19 protein-coding genes are annotated in these 23,126 nt (G+C 45.8%); 13 read left to right on the top strand and 6 right to left on the bottom strand.

The window, feature by feature from the left end; genetic code table 11:
• Positions 1–25 precede the first annotated feature (25 nt).
• Positions 26–502 carry a protein-export chaperone SecB gene (gene secB / locus OV592_RS19060; RefSeq protein WP_016403466.1) on the top strand — a complete coding sequence of 159 codons (477 nt, stop codon included), beginning with the start codon at positions 26–28 and terminating at the stop codon, positions 500–502.
• Positions 502–1,509 carry an NAD(P)H-dependent glycerol-3-phosphate dehydrogenase gene (gene gpsA / locus OV592_RS19055; protein ID WP_152783388.1) on the top strand — a complete coding sequence of 336 codons (1,008 nt, stop codon included), beginning with the start codon at positions 502–504 and terminating at the stop codon, positions 1,507–1,509. Before secB ends, gpsA begins: the two co-directional genes overlap by 1 nt.
• Before the next feature lie 74 nt (positions 1,510–1,583).
• Here the strand turns inward: gpsA and nfuA are convergent, their stop codons facing one another.
• Both nfuA and OV592_RS19045 read right to left on the bottom strand, forming a co-directional pair.
• On the bottom strand, positions 1,584–2,162 hold the full coding sequence (nfuA, locus tag OV592_RS19050; RefSeq protein ID WP_016403468.1) for a Fe-S biogenesis protein NfuA: 579 nt from the start codon (positions 2,160–2,162) through the stop codon (positions 1,584–1,586).
• 78 nt (positions 2,163–2,240) lie between these two features.
• On the bottom strand, positions 2,241–2,957 hold the full coding sequence (locus OV592_RS19045; RefSeq protein ID WP_406609662.1) for a ComF family protein: 717 nt from the start codon (positions 2,955–2,957) through the stop codon (positions 2,241–2,243).
• A gap of 32 nt (positions 2,958–2,989) precedes the next feature.
• Between OV592_RS19045 and bioH the strand changes: the two genes are divergently transcribed.
• The 3 genes from bioH to OV592_RS19030 all read left to right on the top strand — a co-directional run bounded on the left by bioH (position 2,990) and on the right by OV592_RS19030 (position 4,986).
• A complete protein-coding gene (gene bioH, locus OV592_RS19040; protein ID WP_406609661.1) occupies positions 2,990–3,763 on the top strand; it encodes a pimeloyl-ACP methyl ester esterase BioH in 774 nt (257 codons plus the stop codon).
• A 67-nt stretch (positions 3,764–3,830) separates the two neighbouring features.
• A complete protein-coding gene (locus tag OV592_RS19035) occupies positions 3,831–4,064 on the top strand; it encodes a hypothetical protein (protein WP_406609660.1) in 234 nt (77 codons plus the stop codon).
• Position 4,065: 1 nt separating this feature from the next.
• Positions 4,066–4,986, top strand: coding sequence for a putative metalloprotease CJM1_0395 family protein (locus tag OV592_RS19030; protein ID WP_406609659.1), 921 nt, complete (start codon positions 4,066–4,068; stop codon positions 4,984–4,986).
• Between the two features lie 19 nt (positions 4,987–5,005).
• On the opposite strand, the gene OV592_RS19025 is transcribed toward OV592_RS19030, so the two are convergent.
• Complete coding sequence (locus tag OV592_RS19025; protein WP_406609658.1) at positions 5,006–7,297, bottom strand: Tex family protein; 2,292 nt, start codon at positions 7,295–7,297, stop codon at positions 5,006–5,008.
• A gap of 277 nt (positions 7,298–7,574) precedes the next feature.
• On the opposite strand from OV592_RS19025, the gene OV592_RS19020 reads away from it, so the two are divergent.
• From OV592_RS19020 to metF, 4 genes are all read left to right on the top strand, one after another.
• Positions 7,575–9,902 carry a glycoside hydrolase family 9 protein gene (locus OV592_RS19020; protein ID WP_406609657.1) on the top strand — a complete coding sequence of 776 codons (2,328 nt, stop codon included), beginning with the start codon at positions 7,575–7,577 and terminating at the stop codon, positions 9,900–9,902.
• Between the two features lie 271 nt (positions 9,903–10,173).
• Positions 10,174–11,199 (top strand): substrate-binding domain-containing protein, encoded by a 1,026-nt coding sequence (locus OV592_RS19015; protein WP_016403475.1) that lies wholly within the window; start codon positions 10,174–10,176, stop codon positions 11,197–11,199.
• Between the two features lie 66 nt (positions 11,200–11,265).
• Complete coding sequence (greB, locus tag OV592_RS19010) at positions 11,266–11,745, top strand: transcription elongation factor GreB (RefSeq protein ID WP_152783402.1); 480 nt, start codon at positions 11,266–11,268, stop codon at positions 11,743–11,745.
• A gap of 186 nt (positions 11,746–11,931) precedes the next feature.
• Positions 11,932–12,834: a methylenetetrahydrofolate reductase gene (gene metF / locus OV592_RS19005; protein WP_016403477.1), complete on the top strand. Its 903-nt coding sequence runs from the start codon at positions 11,932–11,934 to the stop codon at positions 12,832–12,834.
• A gap of 110 nt (positions 12,835–12,944) precedes the next feature.
• Here the strand turns inward: metF and OV592_RS19000 are convergent, their stop codons facing one another.
• From OV592_RS19000 to ppc, 3 genes are all read right to left on the bottom strand, one after another.
• A complete protein-coding gene (locus OV592_RS19000) occupies positions 12,945–14,120 on the bottom strand; it encodes a DUF2971 domain-containing protein (protein WP_406609656.1) in 1,176 nt (391 codons plus the stop codon).
• Between the two features lie 556 nt (positions 14,121–14,676).
• Positions 14,677–15,930: a hypothetical protein gene (locus OV592_RS18995; protein ID WP_406609655.1), complete on the bottom strand. Its 1,254-nt coding sequence runs from the start codon at positions 15,928–15,930 to the stop codon at positions 14,677–14,679.
• 133 nt (positions 15,931–16,063) lie between these two features.
• Positions 16,064–18,703 (bottom strand): phosphoenolpyruvate carboxylase, encoded by a 2,640-nt coding sequence (gene ppc / locus OV592_RS18990; protein ID WP_227981444.1) that lies wholly within the window; start codon positions 18,701–18,703, stop codon positions 16,064–16,066.
• 414 nt (positions 18,704–19,117) lie between these two features.
• Between ppc and argC the strand changes: the two genes are divergently transcribed.
• Genes argC through OV592_RS18970 form a run of 4 tightly spaced genes read left to right on the top strand, consistent with a single transcriptional unit; the run spans position 19,118 to position 23,086 of the window.
• Positions 19,118–20,128, top strand: a complete 1,011-nt coding sequence (gene argC / locus OV592_RS18985) for an N-acetyl-gamma-glutamyl-phosphate reductase (RefSeq protein WP_406609654.1) — start codon at positions 19,118–19,120, stop codon at positions 20,126–20,128.
• Positions 20,129–20,137: 9 nt separating this feature from the next.
• Entirely contained in the window at positions 20,138–20,914 is a 777-nt protein-coding gene (gene argB, locus OV592_RS18980; RefSeq protein WP_406609653.1) for an acetylglutamate kinase, read from the top strand.
• Positions 20,915–20,923: 9 nt separating this feature from the next.
• Positions 20,924–21,838 (top strand): ornithine carbamoyltransferase, encoded by a 915-nt coding sequence (locus OV592_RS18975; protein WP_016403485.1) that lies wholly within the window; start codon positions 20,924–20,926, stop codon positions 21,836–21,838.
• Positions 21,839–21,880: 42 nt separating this feature from the next.
• Positions 21,881–23,086, top strand: coding sequence for an argininosuccinate synthase (locus OV592_RS18970; protein WP_406609652.1), 1,206 nt, complete (start codon positions 21,881–21,883; stop codon positions 23,084–23,086).
• The last annotated feature ends 40 nt before the right edge of the window (positions 23,087–23,126 follow it).

The following is a 23,126-nucleotide window of genomic DNA, read 5'->3' as shown; positions in this document are numbered from 1 at the left end:
AATAAATGTATTAAAGGTAATTATCATGGCTGAAGCAGCAACCACTGAAGCACCACAAGTAGAATTTGCAATTCAACGTATTTACACAAAAGATATTTCTTTTGAAACGCCTAACTCTCCACAAATCTTTCAACAAGAGTGGAAACCAGAAGTTAAGGTTGACCTAGACACTACTAGCAACAAACTAGCTGACAACGTATTTGAAGTAGTATTAACACTTACCGTTACTGCTAAAGTTGGCGAGCAAACTGCATTCTTATGTGAAGTTCACCAAGGTGGTATCTTCACTTTAGGTAACATGCCGGAGCCTCAACTTGCTCACGCAATTAACGCTTACTGCCCTAACATTCTTTTCCCTTACGCACGTGAAGCGGTATCTAACCTAGTTAACCGTGGTTCTTTCCCACAAATTAACTTAGCGCCAGTTAACTTTGATGCTTTGTTTGCTAACTATGTACAACAGCAAGCAGAACAACAGCAAGCGGCTAAAGCTGACGCTTAATGGTTAACTCAAAGGCTACTATGACCGTATTGGGCGCAGGCTCATACGGTACCGCGTTGGCAATTGCGATTGCTCGAAATGGACAACGTACCGTGTTATGGGGTCATGAGCCTGAGCACGTGGCTGCGCTTGATGCAGCCCGTGAAAACCAAGACTTCTTGCCTGGGGTTGCTTTCCCCGAAAGCCTAGAACTAGAAGCTGATTTAGCCACCGCGGTTGCGCAAAGTGACAACTTGCTAGTGGTAGTGCCTAGTTTTGCTTTCGCTGATGTAATGCGTCAGATAAAGCCAATGTTAAGTGAACAATCACGAGTAGCTTGGGCAACCAAAGGTTTAGAAGCAAATACCGGACATTTGTTGTCTGAGGTTGCGGTTGATGCCTTAGGTGAACAGGTGTCGCTAGCGGTGATCTCTGGGCCTACTTTTGCTAAAGAACTAGCAGCAGGTTTACCTACCGCCATTTCTGCGTCATCTTCAGATGCTGAGTTTGTGCGCTATTTGGCGAAGGTTATGCACTGTGAGCGAAGCTTTAGGGTGTACACCAATAACGATATTATTGGCGTGCAGCTTGGTGGCGCAGTTAAAAACGTTATTGCGATTGGCGCCGGTTTAGCCGACGGTTTAGGCTTTGGTGCAAATGCACGTACTGCCTTAATTACCCGCGGTTTACGCGAAATGGCGCGTTTGGGTAAGGCCTTAGGTGCTGATCCTGAAACCTTTAAAGGCATGGCTGGCTTAGGTGATTTAGTGCTTACCTGTACTGATAATCAAAGCCGTAATCGCCGTTTTGGCTTGGCACTAGGCGCCGGAAAATCCTTCGAGGAAGCCGAACGCGAAATTGGCCAAGTAGTAGAAGGTTACCGCAATACTAAAGAAGTCTATTTGTTAGCTGAAAGAGTTGGAGTTGAAATGCCAATAGTGGAGCAGGTTTATCAAGTGCTCTACAAAGGGAAACAAGCTAAACAAGCTGCTATTGATTTGCTTGCACGCGACCAGCGCGAAGAGTAGTGATAAGCGCCATAAGCTAGCAACAAAAAAGCCTATCAAATGATAGGCTTTTTTGTATTTGTAGTTCGCTGAGCCTAGTAGTAAGAGTGCTCACCAGCTTGGTGCTCGGTAACATCTTTAACACCGGTTAGCTCACCAGGGAAGGCTTCAAGCAACTGCTTTTCGATGCCTTCTTTTAGCGTAACATCTACCATGCTACAGCCATTACAACCGCCGCCGAACTGAAGCACTACCACGCCTTCTTCGGTTAGCTCCATTACGCTAACTTTACCACCGTGTGAGGCTAAATTAGGGTTAACCTGAGTTTCAATGGTGTATTCAACACGCTCAATCAAAGGAGCGTCATCATCTACTTTGCGCATCTTGGCATTTGGTGCTTTAAGCGTAAGTTGTGAACCCACTTTGTCGGTCACAAAGTCGATTTCGGCTTCTTCTAAAAACGGCGCGCTAGCGGTATCAACCATGGCTTTAAAGCCGTCGAATTGTAGCGCGGTATCATCTTCTTCAACCGACTCTGGTGGGCAATACGATACGCCACACTCTGCGCTTGGTGTTCCAGGATTAACCACAAATACACGAATATGGGTGCCTTCAGGCTGTTGTTCTAGCAACTTAACAAAATGCTGTTGAGCTGTTTCTGAGATCGATACCATCTGCTTCCTCGATACCTGACTAAAATACTAAGGTTTATTGTACGGCTTTTTAAACAGCGCTGCTAGTGTTGCGAGTGCTTATCTTCGTTGTGAAGGTTTTGGGGTGCGTGCAATAGCCCAGATGTCGACTCGTTCAGCGCCGGAATCTTTAAGCTGCCTAGCTAGCACGTTAGCGGTGCTGCCGGTAGTTACAACATCATCAACGATTACCCAGTGTTTATAGTTAAGCGTATCTTGGCAACTAAAGCTGGCCGCCAAGGCTCTTTGTCGCTGGCGGCGGGTAAGTCCTGCCTGGCTTGAACCATAATGTTTGCGCGTAAACGGCTTTTGCATTGGCTTAGCTGCGTGTTTTGCCAAATTCTTACATAAAACCTCACTTTGGTTAAAACCGCGTTGCCATTGCTTAAACCAATGCAAAGGTACTGGACAAAAAACATCTGGCAGCATTGCTTGAGTATGTTGAATATGCTGCCAAATAAGGTGGCCTAAGGGCTTCGCCAAGTGTTGCTGTTTGGCGTATTTGTAGGCTTTAATCACCGGCTCTATCGGCCATTGGTAGTCACTTAAACAGATTACTTGATCGTAAAAAGGAATGTTGCCTTGGCACTCGCCACATATTCCTGGCTCTGCTAAGGGCAAATAACACGTCTCACAACGGTGTTGGTTCGGCGTTAACAGCAGAGCGCTGCAGCTGTCGCAACAAACCTGATTGAGCCTTTTGCTTTGAAAACAAAAATCACAGTGTTTAGACAAAACTAAGCGGGAGTTTAAAGCCGCGTGAAATCTAGTTAACATGAGCATCCTTTTTGATGAGTAGTTAAGTGTAGATGAGCAAATTGCATTTTGAACGTCATGGCTCAGGCCCTGCGCTCATTCTTATTCATGGTTGGGGTTTAAACGGCGCTGTATGGCAGCCTGTTACCGAGCTATTAGCCGAGCATTTCAGCGTATATCTGGTGGACTTACCCGGTTTTGGTCACTCTCCTGCTATTGGGCCGCTTAGCCTAGACGGCATGGTGCAAGCTATTAGTGCTCAGGTGCCGGAGCGGGCCATTTGGCTAGGCTGGTCTTTAGGTGGTTTAGTAGCAAAGTATGCAGCTATTCACCAGCCACAGCAGGTTGCGGGTCTAATTACTGTGGCCAGCTCGGCCCACTTTATCGCTAAATCGGAGTGGCCGGGAATTCAGGCAAAAGTGCTGGATGGTTTTGCCAGCGGTTTACAGCAAGATTTTAAGAAAACCTTACAGCAATTTTTGGCCATTCAAGCCATGGGAAGCGATCAAGCTAAGCAAGATATCAAGCAGTTGCGAGAGCTACTGGCAAGTAGACCACTACCCCAGCTTAGCGCCTTAGAACAGGGTTTAGCGCTATTGCAAAGCCAAGACTTACGCGATGAATTGGCACAAATCTCAATGCCTTGGTTACAGCTATATGGTCGTAGTGATGCGCTGGTGCCAAAGGCCGCTATGCAGCAACATGCCGAGCTTCATCCTGAGGCTACTCAATACCTGTTTGCTAGTTCTTCGCATGCACCATTCATCTCTGAGAAGCAGCTATTTGCTGAAAAAGTACTCAGCTTTGCGCGCAGTATAGTGGTGTAAAAGTGAGCAATTTGCTAGAATTAAGGCTAACTATGATCGAGGCGGCAACTAACTAAGCGGAGGGCATATGCAAATTGGCGCAGCAAGTAGCGGTTTTCAAATTATTGCTAATGCAAATCAGCAGGTTAGTGAAAGTGCTCAAACCCTTGCTGAAGTAGCGACAAAACGTGAACCACAGCAGAACGAAGTGGTTGATGCCATGGTGAGCCTTAGCCAAGCTGAGCTTTATGCTAAAGCTGGCGCTAAGGTGATACAAACCGAATCAAAAATGTTAGGCACTTTACTGGATGTAGAGGCCTAGTATGAATATCAATGTTAGCTTGCCTAATGTTTTCCCCAATACCTTAACTCCGCCTACGGATTCCGCTCGTCGCGACAATCAGTTGCGTCAGGTGATAGCTCAGCCCAAAGAAGTCGCTAGTTTTGCTAAAGAGCCCGAGGTAGGCGCTGAGAAAGATCGCAGCAAGCCGCAAAATACGGCTCAATACCCACAAGTTCAAGAACAGCAGCAAGCTAAAATAAACGAGCGTGAAGCGCAGCAAGGTCGCGAGCAACAAGGCGAGCAGCAGGGTAAACAAGACGAGCAAAAAGGCAGCCAAGACCAGTCCGGTTCTGATCAACCCAGTGCCAGACAAAAAGGCCAAAACGAGCTTAGCGAAAGCGAACAGAAGAAAGTTGATGAGCTAAGTGCGCGCGACCAAGAAGTACGCACCCACGAAGCGCAACATCAAGCGGTAGGCGGGCAATACGCCAGTGCCGCCTCTTTTGAGTTTGAACGTGGCCCAGATGGAAAGCAATATGCGGTAGGCGGTGAAGTGTCTATCGATGTGAGTGAAATCCCCGACGACCCACAGGCTACCATTGCAAAAATGGAGCAGGTACAACGGGCGGCGCTAGCACCCGCAGAGCCTTCCTCGCAAGACCGGCAAGTAGCCGCACAGGCTCAACAAAAAGCAGCCGAAGCACAACGCGAACTTAATCATGCGCAACCGCCAGGTTTGCTGGCATCAGACGAACAACCTTCAGCCTTTGGCACCATTGCTGCCGAAGGTGCCGAGTTTGAACCTACTCAGCAAGCGCGAGAGCAGCAAAATGCTCAAGCTTTGCAGCAACGCTACCCCGATATTGCGCAGCAAATGGCGCAGCGTAATCAAACCATCGAACAGCGCTATAGCAGTGCTGCGGCCTTTAAGCCGCAATCTCAACTAAGCTTACAAGCTTAATTTAAATCTCCGCTTAAATTTATTTCTTCGCTTTAGCAAAAGCATCTGCAAAGGCGCTATTTATCGGCGCACTAGCTTGCGGCTTTTTGGCCGAATGAGGCTTATTGGGTGTTGGTTTTGTTTTGTTTGTAGATGGAGTAGAGCGGACGTCTTCATCTAAGCGCATGCTAAGGGCAATGCGTTTGCGTTGTACTTCTACTTCCAGCACTTTTACCTTAACAATATCACCGGCTTTAACCACTTGATGAGGATCTTTCACAAAGTGATTGGCTAAGCAGGAGATATGTACCAAACCGTCTTGATGCACGCCAACATCAACAAAGGCACCAAAGTTAGTTACGTTGGTCACAACGCCCTCTAACAGCATGGCTGGCTTTAGATCGCTAATGGTGTTTACACCCTCTTTAAAGGTGGCGGTTGCAAACTCAGGGCGAGGATCGCGACCAGGTTTTTTAAGCTCATCAATAATGTCGGTTACAGTGGGTAGACCAAATTTGTCGCTAATAAACTGTTTCGGGTCGAGTTTGTTTAAGCGCTCACCGTTGGCAATCAACTGGCTAACTTCACACTGGCTATGCTCAGCAATGGCCTGTACTACGGGATAAGCCTCGGGGTGAACCGCCGAACCATCTAAAGCATTTTTCGCTTGGTTAATCCGTAAAAAACCCGCGGCTTGTTCAAAGGCTTTAGGCCCTAAACGAGCCACTTTTTTAATTGCTGCGCGTGACTTAAACGCGCCGTGCTCGTCGCGGTAGGCCACAATGTTTTGCGCTATGGTGGTGTTTAAACCTGCCACAAAACTTAGCAGTGGTGCCGAAGCCATATTTACATCTACACCTACGGCATTTACACAGTCTTCAACTACGCTGTCTAATTGTTGTGATAGTTTGCTTTGGCTCACATCGTGTTGGTATTGGCCAACACCAATTGCTTTGGGCTCAATTTTCACTAACTCGGCTAAGGGATCTTGCAGCCGGCGAGCGATCGACACTGCACCGCGAATCGACACATCCAACTCTGGAAATTCTTGTGCTGCTAACTCTGAGGCAGAATACACCGAGGCTCCAGCTTCACTTACCATTACTTTTTGCAAACCTTGCGGTGGCAACATGCTTATGAGATCCGCGGCTAGTTTATCGGTTTCACGCGAGGCGGTGCCGTTACCCACACTAATCAACTTAACTTGGTGTTTAGTCACTAAGCTCGCTAATGTTTTAAGCGAGTCTTGCCATTGATTTCGTGGCGCGTGAGGGTAAATGGTATCGTAGGCAACCAATTTACCGGTAGCGTCAACCACCGCTACTTTAACCCCAGTACGCAAGCCAGGATCTAGACCTAAGGTGGCTTTAGGCCCTGCAGGGGCTGCCATCAATAAATCATTTAAGTTACGCGAAAACACACTAATTGCTTCGTCTTCGCCACGTTCACGTAGTTGATTGAGCAATTCTGTTTCTAGTTGTAGTTTTAATTTTACTCGCCAGGTCCATTGCACCACGGTCGCTATCCAACGGTCGCTAGCATGCCCTTTAGGGGCTAAAGCAAAATAGTCGCGGATCATTTGCTCGGCAGGGTGGTTTAGCCCGTCCTCTTGCTCAACTTCTACACTTAGGTTAAGTATGCCTTCATTGCGCCCTCGCAATATGGCTAAAGCGCGGTGAGAAGGTATTTTTCCTATGGCTTCGTGGTAGTCAAAATAGTCTTGGAATTTCTGACCATTTTGTTGCTGACCATCGATAACCTCCGCCTTTACAGAGGCATTTTGTTGTAAAAATAAACGAAGCTTAGCTAGCAGCGGGGCTTGCACGGCAAAGCGCTCCATCAGTATGAATTTGGCGCCATCTAATACTGCTTTGCTGTCGGTAAAACCTGCTTCGCTATTAATAAAATCTTCGGCTAGGCTTTCTGGGCTGGTATCTGGCTGGCTTAGCAAAAGCTCTGCTAAAGGCTCTATACCCGCTTCAATGGCAATTTGCCCTTTAGTGCGCCGTTTGGGTTTGTAAGGAAGATAGAGATCTTCTAGTTCTGTTTTACTGCTTGCTGCATTAATGGCTTGTTCTAATTGCGGAGTAAGTTTGTCTTGTTCGGCAATAGATTTAAGAATGGCGCTGCGACGTTGCTGCATCTCACGCAAATAAATTAAGCGTTGCTCTAACAAGCGTAATTGCCCGTCATCTAATCCGCCGGTAACTTCTTTACGGTAGCGGGCAATAAAAGGAACCGTTGAACCTTCATCAAGAAGCTTAATGGCGGCACTCACTTGTTGAGCTTGTGCGTTGATATCTGAAGCAATTTGTTGTTCTAAATTTTGCATGGGCTTATGTAATTTTAGAGGCGCTGCTTGCTGCAGCAAAAGAAAGTGCCCTCTATCTTATTCGCTTATTAACTGGCATCAAGCAGAAAAGTTAATATGTAGAATCTTAATAGCGTGAAAACTATTTCACAGCGTGACAAATTTTTCATGGGCACTTCATAGATACGTTTTGTTGCAGGCCCTTGGTCATAGTTATGTGAGCTAAGCCCATCAACAAAACCGACTTGCTGAATTAGAGTGAAGTTAGATTTTAATGCCTCAGTTCAAGGAGAGCGAAATGAGCGCGAGCGACAAGACTCTTATCAATTTTAGTTTAAGCCGTATTAGCCAAAGCATTGTATTGGCGAGTTTAATCAGTGCCCCAGCACTAGCGGCTAGCGATGAAATGCTTAGTAATACTGATTTTAGCAATGGAACCACCGGCTGGTGGTCTAGCGGTGCCGAATTAGTAGCCAAAGACGGCGAAGCCTGCATGGACATTAAGCGTGCCGGCTCTAACCCATGGGATGTAATTTTAGGCCAGCGCGGATTTGGTTTAGAAGAAGACCAAGACTATGCTATCGACTTTGTGGCGCGCGCCAACAAAGACACGGCCTTTACTGCACTAATTCAGCATAATGGTGCGCCTTATACGCAATACTTTAATCAAGTATTAGAGATTGGCACTGAGCCAAAAGCCTTTAGCTTCAAGTTCACTCAAGATCAAAAGAGTGATGCTAAAACCGAGTTTCAGTTCCAGCTAGGAGCCCAAAAAGAAGCGGTTCTGTGTTTTAGCGATATCTCGGTGAAAGGTAAGTCGTTCGTAATCGTAAACAAAATTCCTAATATTCGTTTAAATCAGATTGGTTTCTATCCTAAATCAGAAAAAATTGCGGTGATTCGCAGCGAAGAACAACAGCCTCGCGTTTGGCGAGTGAAAGATGCCGAAGGCAATCACCTGCTAACCGGTAAAACCAAAATATTTGGGGTGAATGCTGCGTCTGGCGAAACAGTGCATCAAGCGGATTTTTCTGCTTTAACCACCAAGCATGAAAACTTGGTGTTAGATGTGGATGGTCAAACTAGTCATCCTTTCAAAATCGCCGACGATATATATAGTGAGCTGAAACATGATGCCTTAGCTTACTTCTACCAGAACCGAAGCGGTATCGAGATTAAGCCAGAGTTTGTACAACGTCCAAACTTGGCGCGCCCAGCAGGGCATGTGCCAGATGTAGTAAGCTGTTTTAATAAAACCGATGACAAAGGCAACAAGTGGCCAGGTTGTGATTTTGACATGGACCTCACTGGCGGTTGGTATGACGCGGGCGACCACGGTAAGTATGTGGTAAACGGCGGCATTAGTACTTGGACCTTAATGAACCTGTACGAGCGCTCACAGTTTATTGAAGGCGCCAGCGAACCGTTTGCCGATGGCAAGCAACCGATGCCAGAAGCGGGCAATGGTGTTAACGATCTATTGGATGAAGCGCGCTGGAACATGGAATTCATGCTAGCGATGCAAATTCCAGAAGGCAGTAAAGTATCGGTGCCTGTGGGTAACCAACAAGAAAACATTCGTTCCCTTAAGCTAACCGAAATTGACGCCTCTGGTATGGCGTTCCATAAGGTAGCCGATGAGAAGTGGACCGGTATGCCATTGCCGCCGCACAAAGATACTCAAAAGCGCCATGTTGGCCAATCTAGTACTGCCGCAACCTTAAACCTAGCTGCAACCGCAGCCCAGTGTGCGCGTATTTGGAAAGATATTGATGCAGATTTCTCTGCTCAGTGTTTAACTGCGGCAAACCGTGCTTGGCAAGCTGCCAATAAACACCCAGAAGTATACGCTTATGATAACTTCACTGGCTCTGGCCCATACGGGGATCTAGAACTAGCTGATGAGTTTTATTGGGCAGCGGCAGAGCTATTTATTACTACAGGTGAATTTAAGTACTTAGAAGCAGCTAAAGCATCTCCTGCATTCTTAGCGGCGCCAGTAGGTGATGAAACCGCTAAAGGTGACTTATTCTGGCAAGATTTAAGTTCAGCAGGCACCTTGAGCCTAGCTCTTGTCCCTAGCAAGTTAGATCAAGCAACTCGTGATAAAGCGCGCGCTAAGATTGTTGCTACTGCCGATGCATACAGCTCTTTAATGACAAAAGAGGGCTACCACATTCCATACAGCGCAGAGCAGTATCCTTGGGGGTCTAACTCAAACTTAGTGAATCGCGGTATTTTCCTTACCTATGCAAGTGATTACAGTGGCAATAGTAAGTACATGCAAGCTTTGATACATGCCATGGATTACATCTTAGGGCGTAACCCGCTTGATCAGTCATACATCACTGGTTACGGCAGCAACCCGCTTAAGAATCCGCACCACCGTTTTTGGGCGCATCAAGCTGATGCTAATTCACCAAAACCGGCACCTGGCGCATTATCGGGTGGACCAAATTCAATCAGCTTTAGCGACCCAGTTGCGGCAGGTATGAAGGGCGGCTGTGTTGGCCAAACTTGTTTTGCCGATGAAATTGGTGCATGGACCTTGAACGAAATTACCATCAACTGGAATGCGCCTTTGGTATGGGTGACTACAGTGTTGGATGAACACCGTCTCAAGTAAGTAAATCCATAACAATTAAGTATTTTAGGCCGACATTATGTCGGCCTTTATTGCTTCAAAAATTAAGTAATTACTGATACTTGGGTGTAAGCACCAGCAGATTATGTGATCTGTCACGGCGTTCTAACGCTCAATATCATTGAAAACAAGTTCTTGGCTAAGTAGACGGTTATAGTGAGACAGGGAGTTATATCTTTCTAGGTCGCTATCACTATTTAGCAACACCGGGAGAGATATAATGCGAACTAGTGTTAGTTGTCAGAGAATCAATGTGAAAGATAAGAATAAATTAGAGCAACGCTCAACTGTTTATGATGTCGCTGCGTTGGCTGGGGTTTCACCTAGCACTGTATCTCGGTTTATGAATCAAACCACTTATGTGTCTGATGCAAAACGTAAGCAAATTCAAGCTGCAATGATTGAGCTTGGCTATAAACCTGGCCAGCAAACCGGAGCCAGTGCTAGCAGCCGCACCATGACAATTGGTGTATTGGTGCAAGACCCAGACAGCCCGTTTTATTCATCTATTTTAAATGGAATTGAAGAAGTTCTACTGGCTCAAGGTTACTCACATATTATTGTAACGGGCCACTGGAATAGCGAAGAAGAAATGGAGTCGATGCAGCTGCTGTTATCGCGCTCGGTGGATGGAATTATCATTGTAACTGGCGGGTTGAGTGACGAACAGGTAGTCGAGTTTTCAAAGAAGAGACCCATTGTTGCTTTAGGCCGTGAGTTAGAAGCAGCCCGCTTACGTTCGATAAAGATTGAAAACTCAGTGGGCGCTTACATGGCCACCAATCATCTTATTCAATTGGGCCACCGCGAGATTGTGCATATTAAAGGTGCCGAGGGGCATCCCGATGCTCAGCAACGTTATGAAGGGTATTGCCAGGCCATGGAGCACGCAGGTTTGCCTGTGAAGCTGCAGCTGGTTGAGCAGGGCGATTTTACCGAACAAGGCGGTTTTGATGCGGTGCAGCGTTTGTTAACCAACAAGCGTCAGTTTAGTGCTATTTTTGCTTCTAATGATTTAACCGCACATGGCGCAATGTTGGCTTTATACAAAGCCAAGCGACCAGTGCCAGAGCGGGTTTCGGTGATTGGATTTGATGATGTGCCGGGCTCGGCGTTTTTCATTCCGCCGCTAACTACAGTGCGTCAACCCATATTTGATACCGGTTATGCTGCCGCCTTAACCATTTTAGACATGCTAAATGGTGGTGCTAGCAATAACTTCCGTATTCCTCCAGTTGAATTGGTGAAACGCGAAACCACCCAAGCACATATCCTCTAGTTAAAGCTTGCGAGTTTGCTGCCTAAGTCGTTTATAATCGGCTTAGGCAGACTTAACTACGTAGCTATGAAAACCAATTTAATCACTCGCCCTGGCTGGCATAAACTCGATGAAGAATTAAAGTACTTGTGGAAGGTTAAACGCCCTCAAGTAACTCAAGCGGTATCCGAAGCCGCAGCACTGGGTGATCGCTCAGAAAACGCGGAATACAAAGAAGGTAAGCGAGAGCTTCGCCGCATCGATTCTCGATTAAGGTTCTTAACCAAGCGCTTAGATGCGCTAGAGATTGTTGACCATCACCCCCAACAAAACGGCAAAGTATTTTTTGGCGCATGGGTCGAGCTGGAAAATGATGAAGGCGATATCGTGCGCTACCGCATTGTTGGCACCGATGAAATAGACCCAAAGCTGGGTTACATCACTATCGACTCTCCCATGGCTCGGGCGCTTATCGGCAAACAAGTTGACGATGATGTGTTTGTAAAAACGCCCTCTGGCACTAAAGAGTGGTGGATTAATCTTATTCAATACACCCCTTTCGAATAGCTGAGATGATTCTGTTAGCTAACTATTTGTCTTAATGCATATTTAGCGAGTAGTTAGCGGCTAAAATCCCCATGTTGAAAATAATTCATCTAAAGCTATGTTTAAGATGAATAGCGTTGACTTACTTTGTCTTCTCTTTAGTATCTAGCGGTATAGACGTCTAAAAGTCTTTAACGGAGAAGGTCAATGGGATTTCACAACGCGCAACAAATCGAAACACTCAATCAAAGCTTAAGTGAGCTTAACCGCGATATTAACGTGTCCTTTGAGTTCTTCCCGCCAACCACCGAGACCATGGAGCAAACCTTGTGGTCGTCTATCGAGCGTTTACAAACCTTAAAGCCTAAGTTTGTATCAGTAACCTACGGCGCAAACTCGGGTACCCGAGACCGCACTCACAAGGTGATTAAGGCAATTAAAGACCGCACAGGCTTAGCGGCTGCACCGCATTTAACCTGCATCGACTCAACGCCCGATGAGCTGCGCCAAATTGCTCGCGATTACTGGAACAGCGGTATTAAAGACATTGTGGCACTACGAGGTGATTTACCAGAAGGCTCTGCCAAGCCGCAAATGTACGCCAGCGATTTAGTGGCTTTGTTAAAAGAAGAAGCTGATTTTGATATCTCGGTAGCGGCTTATCCAGAGATTCACCCAGAAGCAAAAAGTGCCCAAGCTGATTTGCTGGCTCTAAAACGTAAAATGGATGCAGGTGCCAACCGCGCCATTACCCAGTTCTTTTTTGATGTAGAAAGCTACCTGCGCTTTCGCGACCGCTGTGCAGCCATTGGCATTGAAGGGGAAATCGTACCCGGTATTTTGCCAGTATCTAACTACAATACCCTGAAAAAGTTTGCCTCTTTTGCCAATGTAAAAGTACCAAAATGGCTACACAATCAGTTTGCTGGCTTAGAGAATGACCAAACTACTCGAAACCTAGTAGGCGCCAGTGTAGCCATTGAAATGGTTAAAGTATTATCGCGCGAAGGAGTGAAAGACTTTCACTTCTATACGCTTAACCGCTCGGAGTTGTCGTATGCTATATGCCACACCTTAGGTGTTCGCCCAGCTGAAGCCGTACCTGCTTAGTGACGAATGCAGCTGAGAGATAAAAAGCCTAGCAATGCTAGGCTTTTTGTATCTGGGAATGCGTTCAATAACAGTAGATTATCTTCAAAAAAGCTTTCGGGAAAATATTGTTAGTTGCGTTCCTCAATTTCATGATGGATTCTAGTCATATATGCTTGTTGATGCTGAGATAACTCGCTCATAGGTGTTATACGCAGTTGGTCAAGTATGCTTTGATCTTCAATTATGCCTATGGGTTTAACTCTTATTTCATATTTATCATGACTCTCAATCGCTTGAAAAAACGTAAAGCCATGTCTCGTATCTGTTGTAGATGTGAAATGATAGCCTGCCGCAATAACTTTCCTTTTATCCGACTCAGAGACACTAGCTCCGAATATTATACCCTTTATAAGGTGTTGATTAATCTGAAGGCAACGTAACTCAGCAGGAAGGGGCCCATAAGTAGGGAAGAATAGCCGAACTTCTTTTTCATATTTCCAGTCAGTAAATTTTACCAAGCCAACTGAATTTTCCTCCATAGGAGCAACATCACTAGACAAAGACTCTGGGACATCGTAGTCCGCTTCGGCTGCGGTGTAACAAAACTTGTGAATTAACCTACTAAAGGCATTTATTTTGGCTGGTGTCCTAGAGTACTTAACTTCTTCTAGGCGTAGTCTCTCATTGTTATATAGTCCAAGTTCAATTACGGATCCTTTATTTCTAAAACCTGAAAGATTACATAGAGTTGACTTTACATCGACATATCCGTCATCAGATTCATAAATGACGACAATACCTTTTTCTGCGTTACCATAGTGCCCCCACATTGTTGGGTTTATAGCATTAGTTGAAAATGAGCAAATATATTTTGGCTCATGCATTTCTTTTAGAAGGTGTGCTTCGGTGAAATCACGAAAGCAATCCAATATGTATTGCCTTTCAGTATGGCTAAATTCACGGGTAAAGCTCAAGGGTATTGACTCTGTTAGTAACACTACCACCTCAGTGAACTCTAGCTTCCTTTTTCGAGTTTTATTAAAGACTGCTTTGTATATTTTAGGAGCTAATGATAGTAATTTAGTCGCTTCTTCAGGATTTGGGTAGAGTCTGTACCTTACACACAATTCTACTAATACATAGTCAATAAACCTTAACCAAACCTCCTTGGAGCCTTGAAAGAGATACTTGGGTCGGCACTCATGTTTATCGTTCAATTCTTCAGAGGATGCAAAAAAAACTTCCCCTCTTTTAAGCATCATCAACGACAACGCATTTATGCTCTGATACTTATAGAAATACATACAACAAGCCTCTTTAATTTCCCAGCAGCTAACAACAAGTAGGAAGCATGTGCCTCCCATCGCAGAAAATGTGACCAAGTGGAAAGCCGCTCGCGTGCTCTTGCTCTGCCTATAACTTATTGTCTACTTTGGTATTTTATTTCAATTTTATCAATAGTCAGAGTTCAAATCTTATGGATTGTTTTGACTGGAGCAGTATGATTGAAGGTAGGGTTTTATATGAGCGTTTCCTTATACCCTTCCTTCATTATCGCCGAGTCGCGGAAGTGACAAGCGATCAAGCTGAGCATTGTTTGAGCGTAGCGAGTTGCGCAGGCGCGCTTGCCACTGAGCAACGCGGGATAAAGATAATGCAGGGCGACCTTTCTTTTTGCTTCGTTTTTCTTTGGTCGTCAAAGAAAAATGACGTCGCCGCAGGCGAAAGCTTTTGCTCTATAGCTAACACTTAAAGGGGTAACAATGCGTTTGACTCTAGATAACCATATCGTGAACTAGAAGTTAAAAGCTCAAGCTTACGGTAAATGCAAACGAACTAACGACATGCCCACGACCCTTGTTACATCAACAGCGCATTTACCCCAGAGCATATTAGCCACATGATTAGGGCGTAGTACCAGTTGTTTTTAAGTATCTGCCGAGTCGAAAATTGGTAGCGGCCAATCATGGTTAGGCCTACGCCAGATAGCGGGCTGCTGCCGGTGGATATTGCCCAAGAACTTAAGAATAGAAAACCTAGCTGACTAGGCTCTGGATTAAGCGGCAATAACAAAGGGCTGGCTAAAGAAATGCTAATAACTGGGTGAATACCAAACATGCAGGCCACGATCATCATTGCTAACACTACTGCAAAGGTTTGATGATTAAAGCTTACGTTGTGCAGGCTTAAGGTTTCTGGATAGGCCAGCAACAAGGCTTTAATACCCGCCGAGAATACCCCAGCAGCTAAAAACAACACGTATTGGCTGCCAACGTTAGATAAGCGATGGCTAACAAAGTTTCTGGCAATGAGCACTTTTGAGTTCCCTTTGGCAAAACTTGAGGCTGCAAGAGGTGCTAGGCAGGTAATCATCAAAATAATGCTGAAATCGGGGAAGGCGAAATGCAAAGCTATCACGCTGGAGGCTAGCACAAAGGGAATGGTTAAGCTTTCTCGACGCAAGGGGTAACCAGCAAAACTGTCTTTCTCTCTTAGTGATACTTCGGCAGTGGTAAAGGCCAAGGCAATCAGCGCCATTAAAGCGCCCGGTAGTAGCACATCTAGCCATTGCATACCGGGGGCGTAAGTAATGGAAACCGCGGTGGCGATAAAAAATGGAGACCACCAGGCTGCGGCACAAAAGCAGCGCATTAATACTTTTTGTTGGGCGTTAGTTAAAGCTCGCTGTTTGGCCAAGCGGTCGCCGACAATGAATACAATCGATAGATTGATGACCGCACCCAGCAGGTTCATACCTAGGGCGGTTGAGGCAATGCTGCGTTTGCCAATAGGTAAAGGGTCTTGCTGATTCTCTGGATTGGCTAAGGCGAGAAAAGATACCGCGCTAAACATCGCCAGCAAGGGAAGGTTTATTGAGAGTATGTCGGAGGCACTTAGCAAGGTATTTTGCTTGGCTGCAATTAATAGCAATACGATGCCAATGCTTAACAAACAACCCGCCTGAATGCGAATGGCTTTGCTAAGTTGAGGCAAGTACAGCAAGGCGGCAGCCCAGGTTACTGCGGTGGCTAAACCAATGCCAATTACGCCAAAGGCATACAGTAAGTAAAGTAGCAGCGAGGCAAGAAATAACCACCCTTTGTATTGTTGCATTGAAGACATCCTAGCTATCAATGAGCCAACGCTGCCAAGCAGCAAAAGTACCCTGTAAAGTAAGCTATTAGCTTAGCCTAAGAACAAACAACCCCGCATAAAGCGGGGTTGCTACGGTTAAATATGTGTGTATTTAACCGGTGTTACGCATACCCGCAGCGATACCGGCAATGCTTACCATTAAGGCTTGATCAACTACAGGGCAAAGTTCTTCGTTAGCGCGAGAACGATTTAGCAGCTCAACCTGTAAAACATGCAAAGGATCGATGTAAGGGTTACGCAGATTAAGTGACTCAACCACCCAGGCTTGATTAGCCAATAGCTTGTTGTCTGGGGCTAGCGAAACAATGGCCGCTTTAGCGCCTTCTAACTTAACCCGAAGTTTTTCACCTAGCTCCTGTAGCTCTGGCTCCACTAAACGCTCGTCGTAGATTTTTGATAGCCAAGTATCGGCTTTCATAAATACCATTTCTAGCATTGCTAAGCGGTTGTCGAAGAATGGCCACGCGCGCATTTCGGTTAGCAGCTCGCTTTTACCTTCTTTAATTAAACCTTCGAATGCAGCACCACTACCTAACCAAGCTGGCAGCAATAGGCGGTTTTGGCTCCATGAGAAAATCCATGGGATAGCACGTAAGCTTTCTACACCACCGTCTGAGCGACGCTTGGCTGGGCGGCTGCCCAATGGCAGTTTAGCTAACTCGCGCTCTGGAGTAGCCGAGCGGAAGTAAGGCACAAACTCTTCTTCACCCCAAACAATGCCACGGTAGGCTTCACAAGAGGTTTCGGCAATTTGATCCATCACTTCGCGCCATTCGTCTTTTGGCTCCATAGGTGGGATCAAGTTGGCTTCTAAAACTGCGCTGGCGTAGAGGTTTAGGCTGTCCATGGCAACTTTAGGTAGGCCGAACTTAAAGCGGATCATTTCGCCCTGCTCAGTTACCCGTAAGCCACCTTTTAGTGAGCCTGGAGGTTGTGATAACAAGGCTGCGTGCGCTGGCGCGCCACCACGACCAATGGTACCGCCACGTCCATGGAACAAGGTTAAGCTGATTTGATGGCCTTCACAGATAGATACTAGTGCTTCTTGAGCGCGGTATTGCGCCCACGATGCGGCTAATACACCGGCATCTTTAGCAGAATCTGAGTAGCCAATCATTACATGTTGTTGGCCAGAGATGTAACCGCGGTACCAATCAACTGATAATAGTTTGCTCATGGTAGCTGGCGCATTGTTCAAATCGTCTAGGGTTTCGAACAAAGGCGCAACCGGCAAGCGGAACGGACAACCGGCTTCTTGCAGTAGCAATTGTACGGCTAATACATCAGATGGCTCGCTCGCCATGGAGATGATGTAAATGCCTAATGCTTCGCGCTCTTGCTTGGCGATAATAGCGCACGTGTCTAGTACTTCTTGTACCGATTCACTGGGCTCCCAGTCACGTGGGAACAGCGGGCGCTTAGAGTTTAACTCTTGCAGTAAGAAGTGCTGCTTATCGGTTTCGTTCCAATGTGCATAGTCACCCATGCCTAGGTAACGAGTGATTTCTGAGAACACTTCTTCGTGGCGGCCACTGTCTTGGCGAATATCCAAACGTAGTAAGTTGATGCCAAAACAGGCAATACGACGCAGTAGATCTAGCAAGGTGCCGTCGGCAATGATGCCCATGCCACAGTCTTGTAGCGAGTAGTAACAAAGCTCAAGTGGCTCACGTAGCTGCTCGGTATTGGTGATAATATCGCGCGCTTCGGTGTACTGGCCTTTTAGCTTGGCTGTAAGGTAGTCGTGAGTTTCTTGTAGCTCGCTGCGCAATACTTTTAATAAGGCGCGGTAAGGTTCGTTTTGGTCACCGGTTTGCTCAAGCAGTGCTTCGTTAGCATCGCTCATCGACAATTCGCTAACCAAGGTTTGAATTTCTTTTAAGTAAAGGTCTACCGCTACCCAGCGGCTAGACAGCAATACTTCTTCGGTTACTTTAGAAGTAACAAATGGGTTGCCGTCACGGTCGCCGCCCATCCAAGATGAGAACACTACTGGCGCGGCATCTAGGGCCATGCGCATATCGAAGTGCTGGCCAAGTTTTTTGTCTAACTGGCGCACAAAATCTGGCACGGCTTGCCATAGCGAGTTTTCAATTACCGCAAAACCCCACTTAGCTTCATCTACCGGAGTAGGGCGCTGCTGGCGAATTTCGTCGGTGTGCCATGCTTGGTTGATTAGCTGCTCTAAGCGGCTAAGCAATTGGCTGCGCTCTTGGTCTGGTAAGTCGAGTTCTAACCAATCTAAACAGTTATTAATGGCAACGTGTTTGTTGATTAGGGTACGACGGGTCACCTCGGTTGGGTGCGCGGTAAGTACCAGCTCGATATTTAACTGTGCCACTGCATGGTGGATCTCTGCTTCACTTAAGTTTTCTTGCTTTAGTTTATTGAAAACTTGGTCGATAGGATCTTGGGCACAGGTACTGCCTTCGCAGTTACGTGAAATGGTGTGGAATTGCTCGGCGATATTTGCCAAATTTAGGAATTGGCTAAAGGCACGGGTTACCGGCAATAGCTCGTCATCACTTAGGTTACGCAATAGCTCCAATAACTGCTCGCGCGCCTCATCATCGTTATTACGTGAGGCCTTAGCTAGCTGGCGTATGGTTTCTACTTTCTCTAGAAACGCTTCTCCCATATGGCTCTTGATCGTATTACCAAGTAGTTGTCCGAGTAGACTCACATTTCCTCGTAACGAGGCGTTAATCTCCTGAGGCATATTCTGGCTCATTGTCTTTCCTTCACTGTTTGCGTTTGCTAGCGATTATTGAAATTTTTTTACTAAATCACCCTAGTCCTAGGGCAAAAACATACCTAAGACCGAGCATATAGTCAAAATACCTGTAATTAAATTACAAATAACGCTGTTTCCTTTGCTTAGGATCAAGCGGCTATTTATAGATTGTTACTCATATTTTAATAAGGGCAACTTTGTTTGGCTTACTTTTTAACCTATACGCGTAAATCTAACAATAAATAAAAATTCATTTTTATTGCATAAAGAATTGCCTGTGGTATTCTCCGTTTATATTAAAGACAGCTAGTTTTTTTTGAGCTGACAAGCGTGACATTTTGTTCATTTGGTCAGTAAAATGCAGCTCAATAAATAACACTATGCCATAAGATTTCAAGGGAACAAGAAACGATGTTAAAGGCAGCGATTGTTGGTGCAAGTGGATACACCGGAGCAGAGTTGGCAGGCTATGTAAGTCGCCATTCAGATTTAGAACTTGCCGGGTTGTATGTTTCAGAGCGAAGTGTAGACGCAGGCAAGGCGCTATCTACTCTGCACGGCAAATTACGCGGTGTGGTTGACGCTCCTGTACAACCGTTAATTGTGGCTGATATCGCCAAAAACTTTGCTGATATTGATATTGTTTTGTTAGCCACTGCTCACGAAGTAAGCCATGATTTAGCCGAAGCATTTTTAAATGCAGGTTGTCAGGTCTTCGATTTGTCTGGCGCCTTCCGTGTTCAAAGCGCAGAGTTTTACGAAAAATTCTACGGTTTTACTCATCAATTCCCCGAGTTATTAGAAAAAGCGGTATACGGTTTAGCTGAATGGAATGCCGAGAAAATTAAGCAAACGGATTTAGTTGCTGTAGCGGGTTGTTACCCAACTGCATCGTTAACTGCGCTTAAGCCACTAGCTGAAGCAGGATTGATTGAGCCAAGCAACAAAGCAGTAATTAATGCTACTAGTGGCGTGAGTGGTGCAGGGCGCAAAGCCTCGTTAACTAGCTCATTCTGCGAAGTAAGCTTAGCGCCTTATGGGGTGTTTAATCACCGCCACCAACCAGAAATTGCTGCCCACTTAGGTCACCCAGTGATCTTCACTCCACATTTGGGTAACTTTAAACGCGGTATTTTAGCCACCATTAATGTGGTGCTAAAAGCAGGCACCACTGAAGAGCAAGTAAATGCAGCTTATCAGCAAGCTTATGCAGGCCAAAACATTGTACGTATATTGGAAGGTGAGTGGCCTTCTATTGCCAAAGTAGAAAACACACCGTTTATTGATGTGGCTTGGCAACAACAAGGTGAAGACTTAATTGTGGTATCGGCTGAAGATAACCTATTAAAAGGTGCTGCTAGCCAAGCTATCCAGTGTTTGAATATTCGTAATGGCTTTGCCCTTACTGAGTCGCTGGTTTAGGAGCAGGCAATGAAACCATTAGTGATTAAGTTAGGCGGTGCCGTTTTAAATAACAGCCTAGCCCTAGACAATTTATTTGCTGCCTTGCAACAAGTTAAGCAACCTATTGTATTAGTGCATGGAGGCGGCGTAGTAGTAGAAGATGTATTAGCTAAAACCGGCTTTGTATCAGAAAAGTTGGACGGCTTGCGCATAACACCTAAAGAGCAAATTCCTTATGTAGTGGGTGCCTTAGCAGGTACCAGCAATAAGCTGTTGTTAGCGCAAGCGCTAAAAGCAGGTTTGTCGGCTGTGGGCTTGTGTTTAAGTGATGCAGGCTCTTGTAAAGTAAGCCAAATGGATGCACGTTTAGGCCATGTAGGCGAGGCAACTTTAGGCAACCCTGCATTGTTAAATAGCCTTATTGAGCTGGGCCACGTGCCGGTAATGAGCTCAATTGGTATTGGTGAAGACGGCGAACTTTACAATGTGAATGCCGACCAAGCTGCGTTAGCGGTGTGTAAATTGCTGCAGGGCCAATTGGTGTTATTATCCGATGTGGCTGGCGTACTCGACCAAGATAAACAGCTGGTGGCTGAGCTAAATAGCGCGCTGGCTGACAAATTGATTGCCGATGGGGTAATTACCGATGGCATGACGGTAAAAGTTAAAGCGGCTCTAGAGGCTGCCGAGTTTTTGCAAACACCGGTTTCGCTAGCGTCATGGAAAGATCCTGCGAAACTCGCCAGCTTGTTAGCTGGACAAACATATAAAGGTGAGTCGGTAGGGACTCAGGTTACCGTTTAAGGAAAGATGATGAGTGATTTTAAACACCTGTTAAGCTTGCAGGACCTAACTCAAGAACAAATTTTAGGGCTGCTTGAGCTGGCCGCTAAAATCAAAAAAACACCCGCAGATTATGGGCAAACCCTTGCGGGTAAAAGTGTTGTAACTTTGTTTGAAAAACCATCATTACGTACACGAGTAACTTTTGATATCGGCATTAACCGTTTAGGCGGCCATGCGGTTTATTTAGACCAGCAAAATGGCGCGATGGGCGAGCGTGAAAGTGTTAAAGACTTTGCCTCTAACATTACCCGTTGGGCTGATGCGATTGTAGCGCGAGTGTTTTCTCATAAAACCCTACAAACTTTGCGTGAGCATTCGTCGGTACCAATTATCAACTCACTGTGTGATTTGTACCACCCTTGCCAAGGCTTGGCCGATTTCCAAACCATCGCTGAGCACTACTCAGATTTAAGCAAAGTTAAGCTGGCTTACTTAGGCGATGGCAACAATGTGACGCATTCATTATTGTTAGGTGGCGCTATCTTAGGCATGGAAGTGGCTGCAGTTTGCCCACTAGGCTCAAGCCCAGATGCGCAAGTTGTGCAAAAAGCTAATCAATTAGCCAAAGCGCATGGCGGCAAAATTGTAGTGACCAATACCGTTGAAGATATTAAAGGCTACGACGTAGTATATGGTGATACTTGGGTATCAATGGGTGACGATACGCCACTGCAATCAGTAAAAGATAAGTTTATGGCTTATCAAATTAACCAGAATTTGATGCAACAATGTGGTATTAACCACGTGCTGCACTGCCAACCTGCTCACCGCGAGTTGGAAATTACTTCGGAAGTGATGGACGGTCCTCAGTCTTTGATTTTTGATCAAGCCGAGAATCGTATGCATGCACAAAACGCCGTACTAGTAAGTTTATTAAGTTAGTGAATGTTCAGCTCTAGGCTGAGTTAAACAAGGAATTTTTAAATGTCAGATATCAAAAAAGTAGTATTAGCATACTCAGGCGGCCTAGATACTTCGGCCATCATTCCGTGGTTAAAAGAAACCTACAACAACTGTGAAATTGTTGCCTTTTGTGCCGATGTTGGCCAAGGCGAAGAAGAGCTAGTTGGCTTAGAAGAGAAAGCTTTAGCCTCTGGTGCATCTGAGTGTCACATCGTTGACCTTAAAGAAGAGTTTGTAGCTGACTACATTTACCCAACTATTGCTACTGGTGCAGTATACGAAGGGACTTACTTGTTAGGTACCTCAATGGCGCGCCCTATTATTGCTAAAGCGCAAGTAGAAGTTGCCCGTAAAGTTGGCGCCGACGCGGTATGTCATGGTTGTACTGGTAAAGGTAATGACCAAATTCGCTTCGAAAGCTGTTTTGCAGCATTGGCTCCAGAACTAACAGTAATTGCGCCTTGGCGTGAGTGGGACATGGAAAGCCGTGAAGATTTGCTGGATTACTTAGCAGAGCGCAACATTGCGACAACTGCTTCTGCAACCAAAATCTATAGCCGTGATGCTAACGCATGGCATATCTCGCACGAAGGTGGCGAGCTAGAAGACCCTTGGAACGAGCCAAGCAAAGGTGTTTGGACCTTAACTGTTGATCCAGTAGATGCGCCAAACGAGCCAGAATATGTAAGCCTTAAAGTTGAACAAGGCCGTGTTGTTGCGGTTAACGATGAAGCATTAAGCCCTTACCAAGTAGTAATGAAGCTAAACGATATTGCTGCTGCTCATGGTGTTGGTCGTATTGATATTACTGAGAACCGTACTGTTGGTATGAAGTCTCGTGGTTGTTACGAAACTCCTGGCGGCACTGTGATTGTTGCTGCACTGCGTGCAATTGAAGAATTAGTATTAGACAAAACTTCACGGGTATGGCGTGAGAAAGTGGGCCAAGAAATGGCACACTTGGTATACGACGGTCGTTGGTTTACGCCACTGTGTAAATCACTCATTGCCGCGTCTGAAGCGATGGCAGCTGATGCCAATGGCGATGTAGTGATTAAGCTTTATAAAGGCCAAGCAGTTGCGGTGCAAAAACGTTCGCCAAATAGCTTGTACTCGGAAGAGTTTGCAACCTTTGGTGAAGACCAAGTTTACGATCAAAAGCACGCTGAAGGCTTTATTCGTTTATACTCTCTAGCCAGCCGGATCCGCGCTTTAAATAGCAAGTAAGATTGGCAGAAGTAATAAGCAGGAATACTTAGACCTCAGA

The organism is Agarivorans sp. JK6, assembly GCF_045277145.1.
GTDB classification, from domain to species: domain Bacteria; phylum Pseudomonadota; class Gammaproteobacteria; order Enterobacterales; family Celerinatantimonadaceae; genus Agarivorans; species Agarivorans albus.
Note: the sequence above shows the minus strand (reverse complement) of the source record. Positions and strands in the feature narration are given on the sequence as shown.

Coding starts and splice junctions, on each gene's coding strand:
- OV592_RS18970 (WP_406609652.1), top strand. CDS start 21,881: ATGTCAGATATCAAAAAAGTAGTATTAGCATACTCAGGCGGCCTAGAT.
- metF (WP_016403477.1), top strand. CDS start 11,932: ATGGGATTTCACAACGCGCAACAAATCGAAACACTCAATCAAAGCTTA.
- OV592_RS19000 (WP_406609656.1), bottom strand. CDS start 14,120: ATGTATTTCTATAAGTATCAGAGCATAAATGCGTTGTCGTTGATGATG.
- OV592_RS18995 (WP_406609655.1), bottom strand. CDS start 15,930: ATGCAACAATACAAAGGGTGGTTATTTCTTGCCTCGCTGCTACTTTAC.
- argC (WP_406609654.1), top strand. CDS start 19,118: ATGTTAAAGGCAGCGATTGTTGGTGCAAGTGGATACACCGGAGCAGAG.
- ppc (WP_227981444.1), bottom strand. CDS start 18,703: ATGAGCCAGAATATGCCTCAGGAGATTAACGCCTCGTTACGAGGAAAT.
- greB (WP_152783402.1), top strand. CDS start 11,266: ATGAAAACCAATTTAATCACTCGCCCTGGCTGGCATAAACTCGATGAA.
- OV592_RS19035 (WP_406609660.1), top strand. CDS start 3,831: ATGCAAATTGGCGCAGCAAGTAGCGGTTTTCAAATTATTGCTAATGCA.
- gpsA (WP_152783388.1), top strand. CDS start 502: ATGGTTAACTCAAAGGCTACTATGACCGTATTGGGCGCAGGCTCATAC.
- bioH (WP_406609661.1), top strand. CDS start 2,990: ATGAGCAAATTGCATTTTGAACGTCATGGCTCAGGCCCTGCGCTCATT.
- OV592_RS19020 (WP_406609657.1), top strand. CDS start 7,575: ATGAGCGCGAGCGACAAGACTCTTATCAATTTTAGTTTAAGCCGTATT.
- OV592_RS19030 (WP_406609659.1), top strand. CDS start 4,066: ATGAATATCAATGTTAGCTTGCCTAATGTTTTCCCCAATACCTTAACT.
- OV592_RS19025 (WP_406609658.1), bottom strand. CDS start 7,297: ATGCAAAATTTAGAACAACAAATTGCTTCAGATATCAACGCACAAGCT.
- OV592_RS19045 (WP_406609662.1), bottom strand. CDS start 2,957: ATGTTAACTAGATTTCACGCGGCTTTAAACTCCCGCTTAGTTTTGTCT.
- secB (WP_016403466.1), top strand. CDS start 26: ATGGCTGAAGCAGCAACCACTGAAGCACCACAAGTAGAATTTGCAATT.
- argB (WP_406609653.1), top strand. CDS start 20,138: ATGAAACCATTAGTGATTAAGTTAGGCGGTGCCGTTTTAAATAACAGC.
- nfuA (WP_016403468.1), bottom strand. CDS start 2,162: ATGGTATCGATCTCAGAAACAGCTCAACAGCATTTTGTTAAGTTGCTA.
- OV592_RS18975 (WP_016403485.1), top strand. CDS start 20,924: ATGAGTGATTTTAAACACCTGTTAAGCTTGCAGGACCTAACTCAAGAA.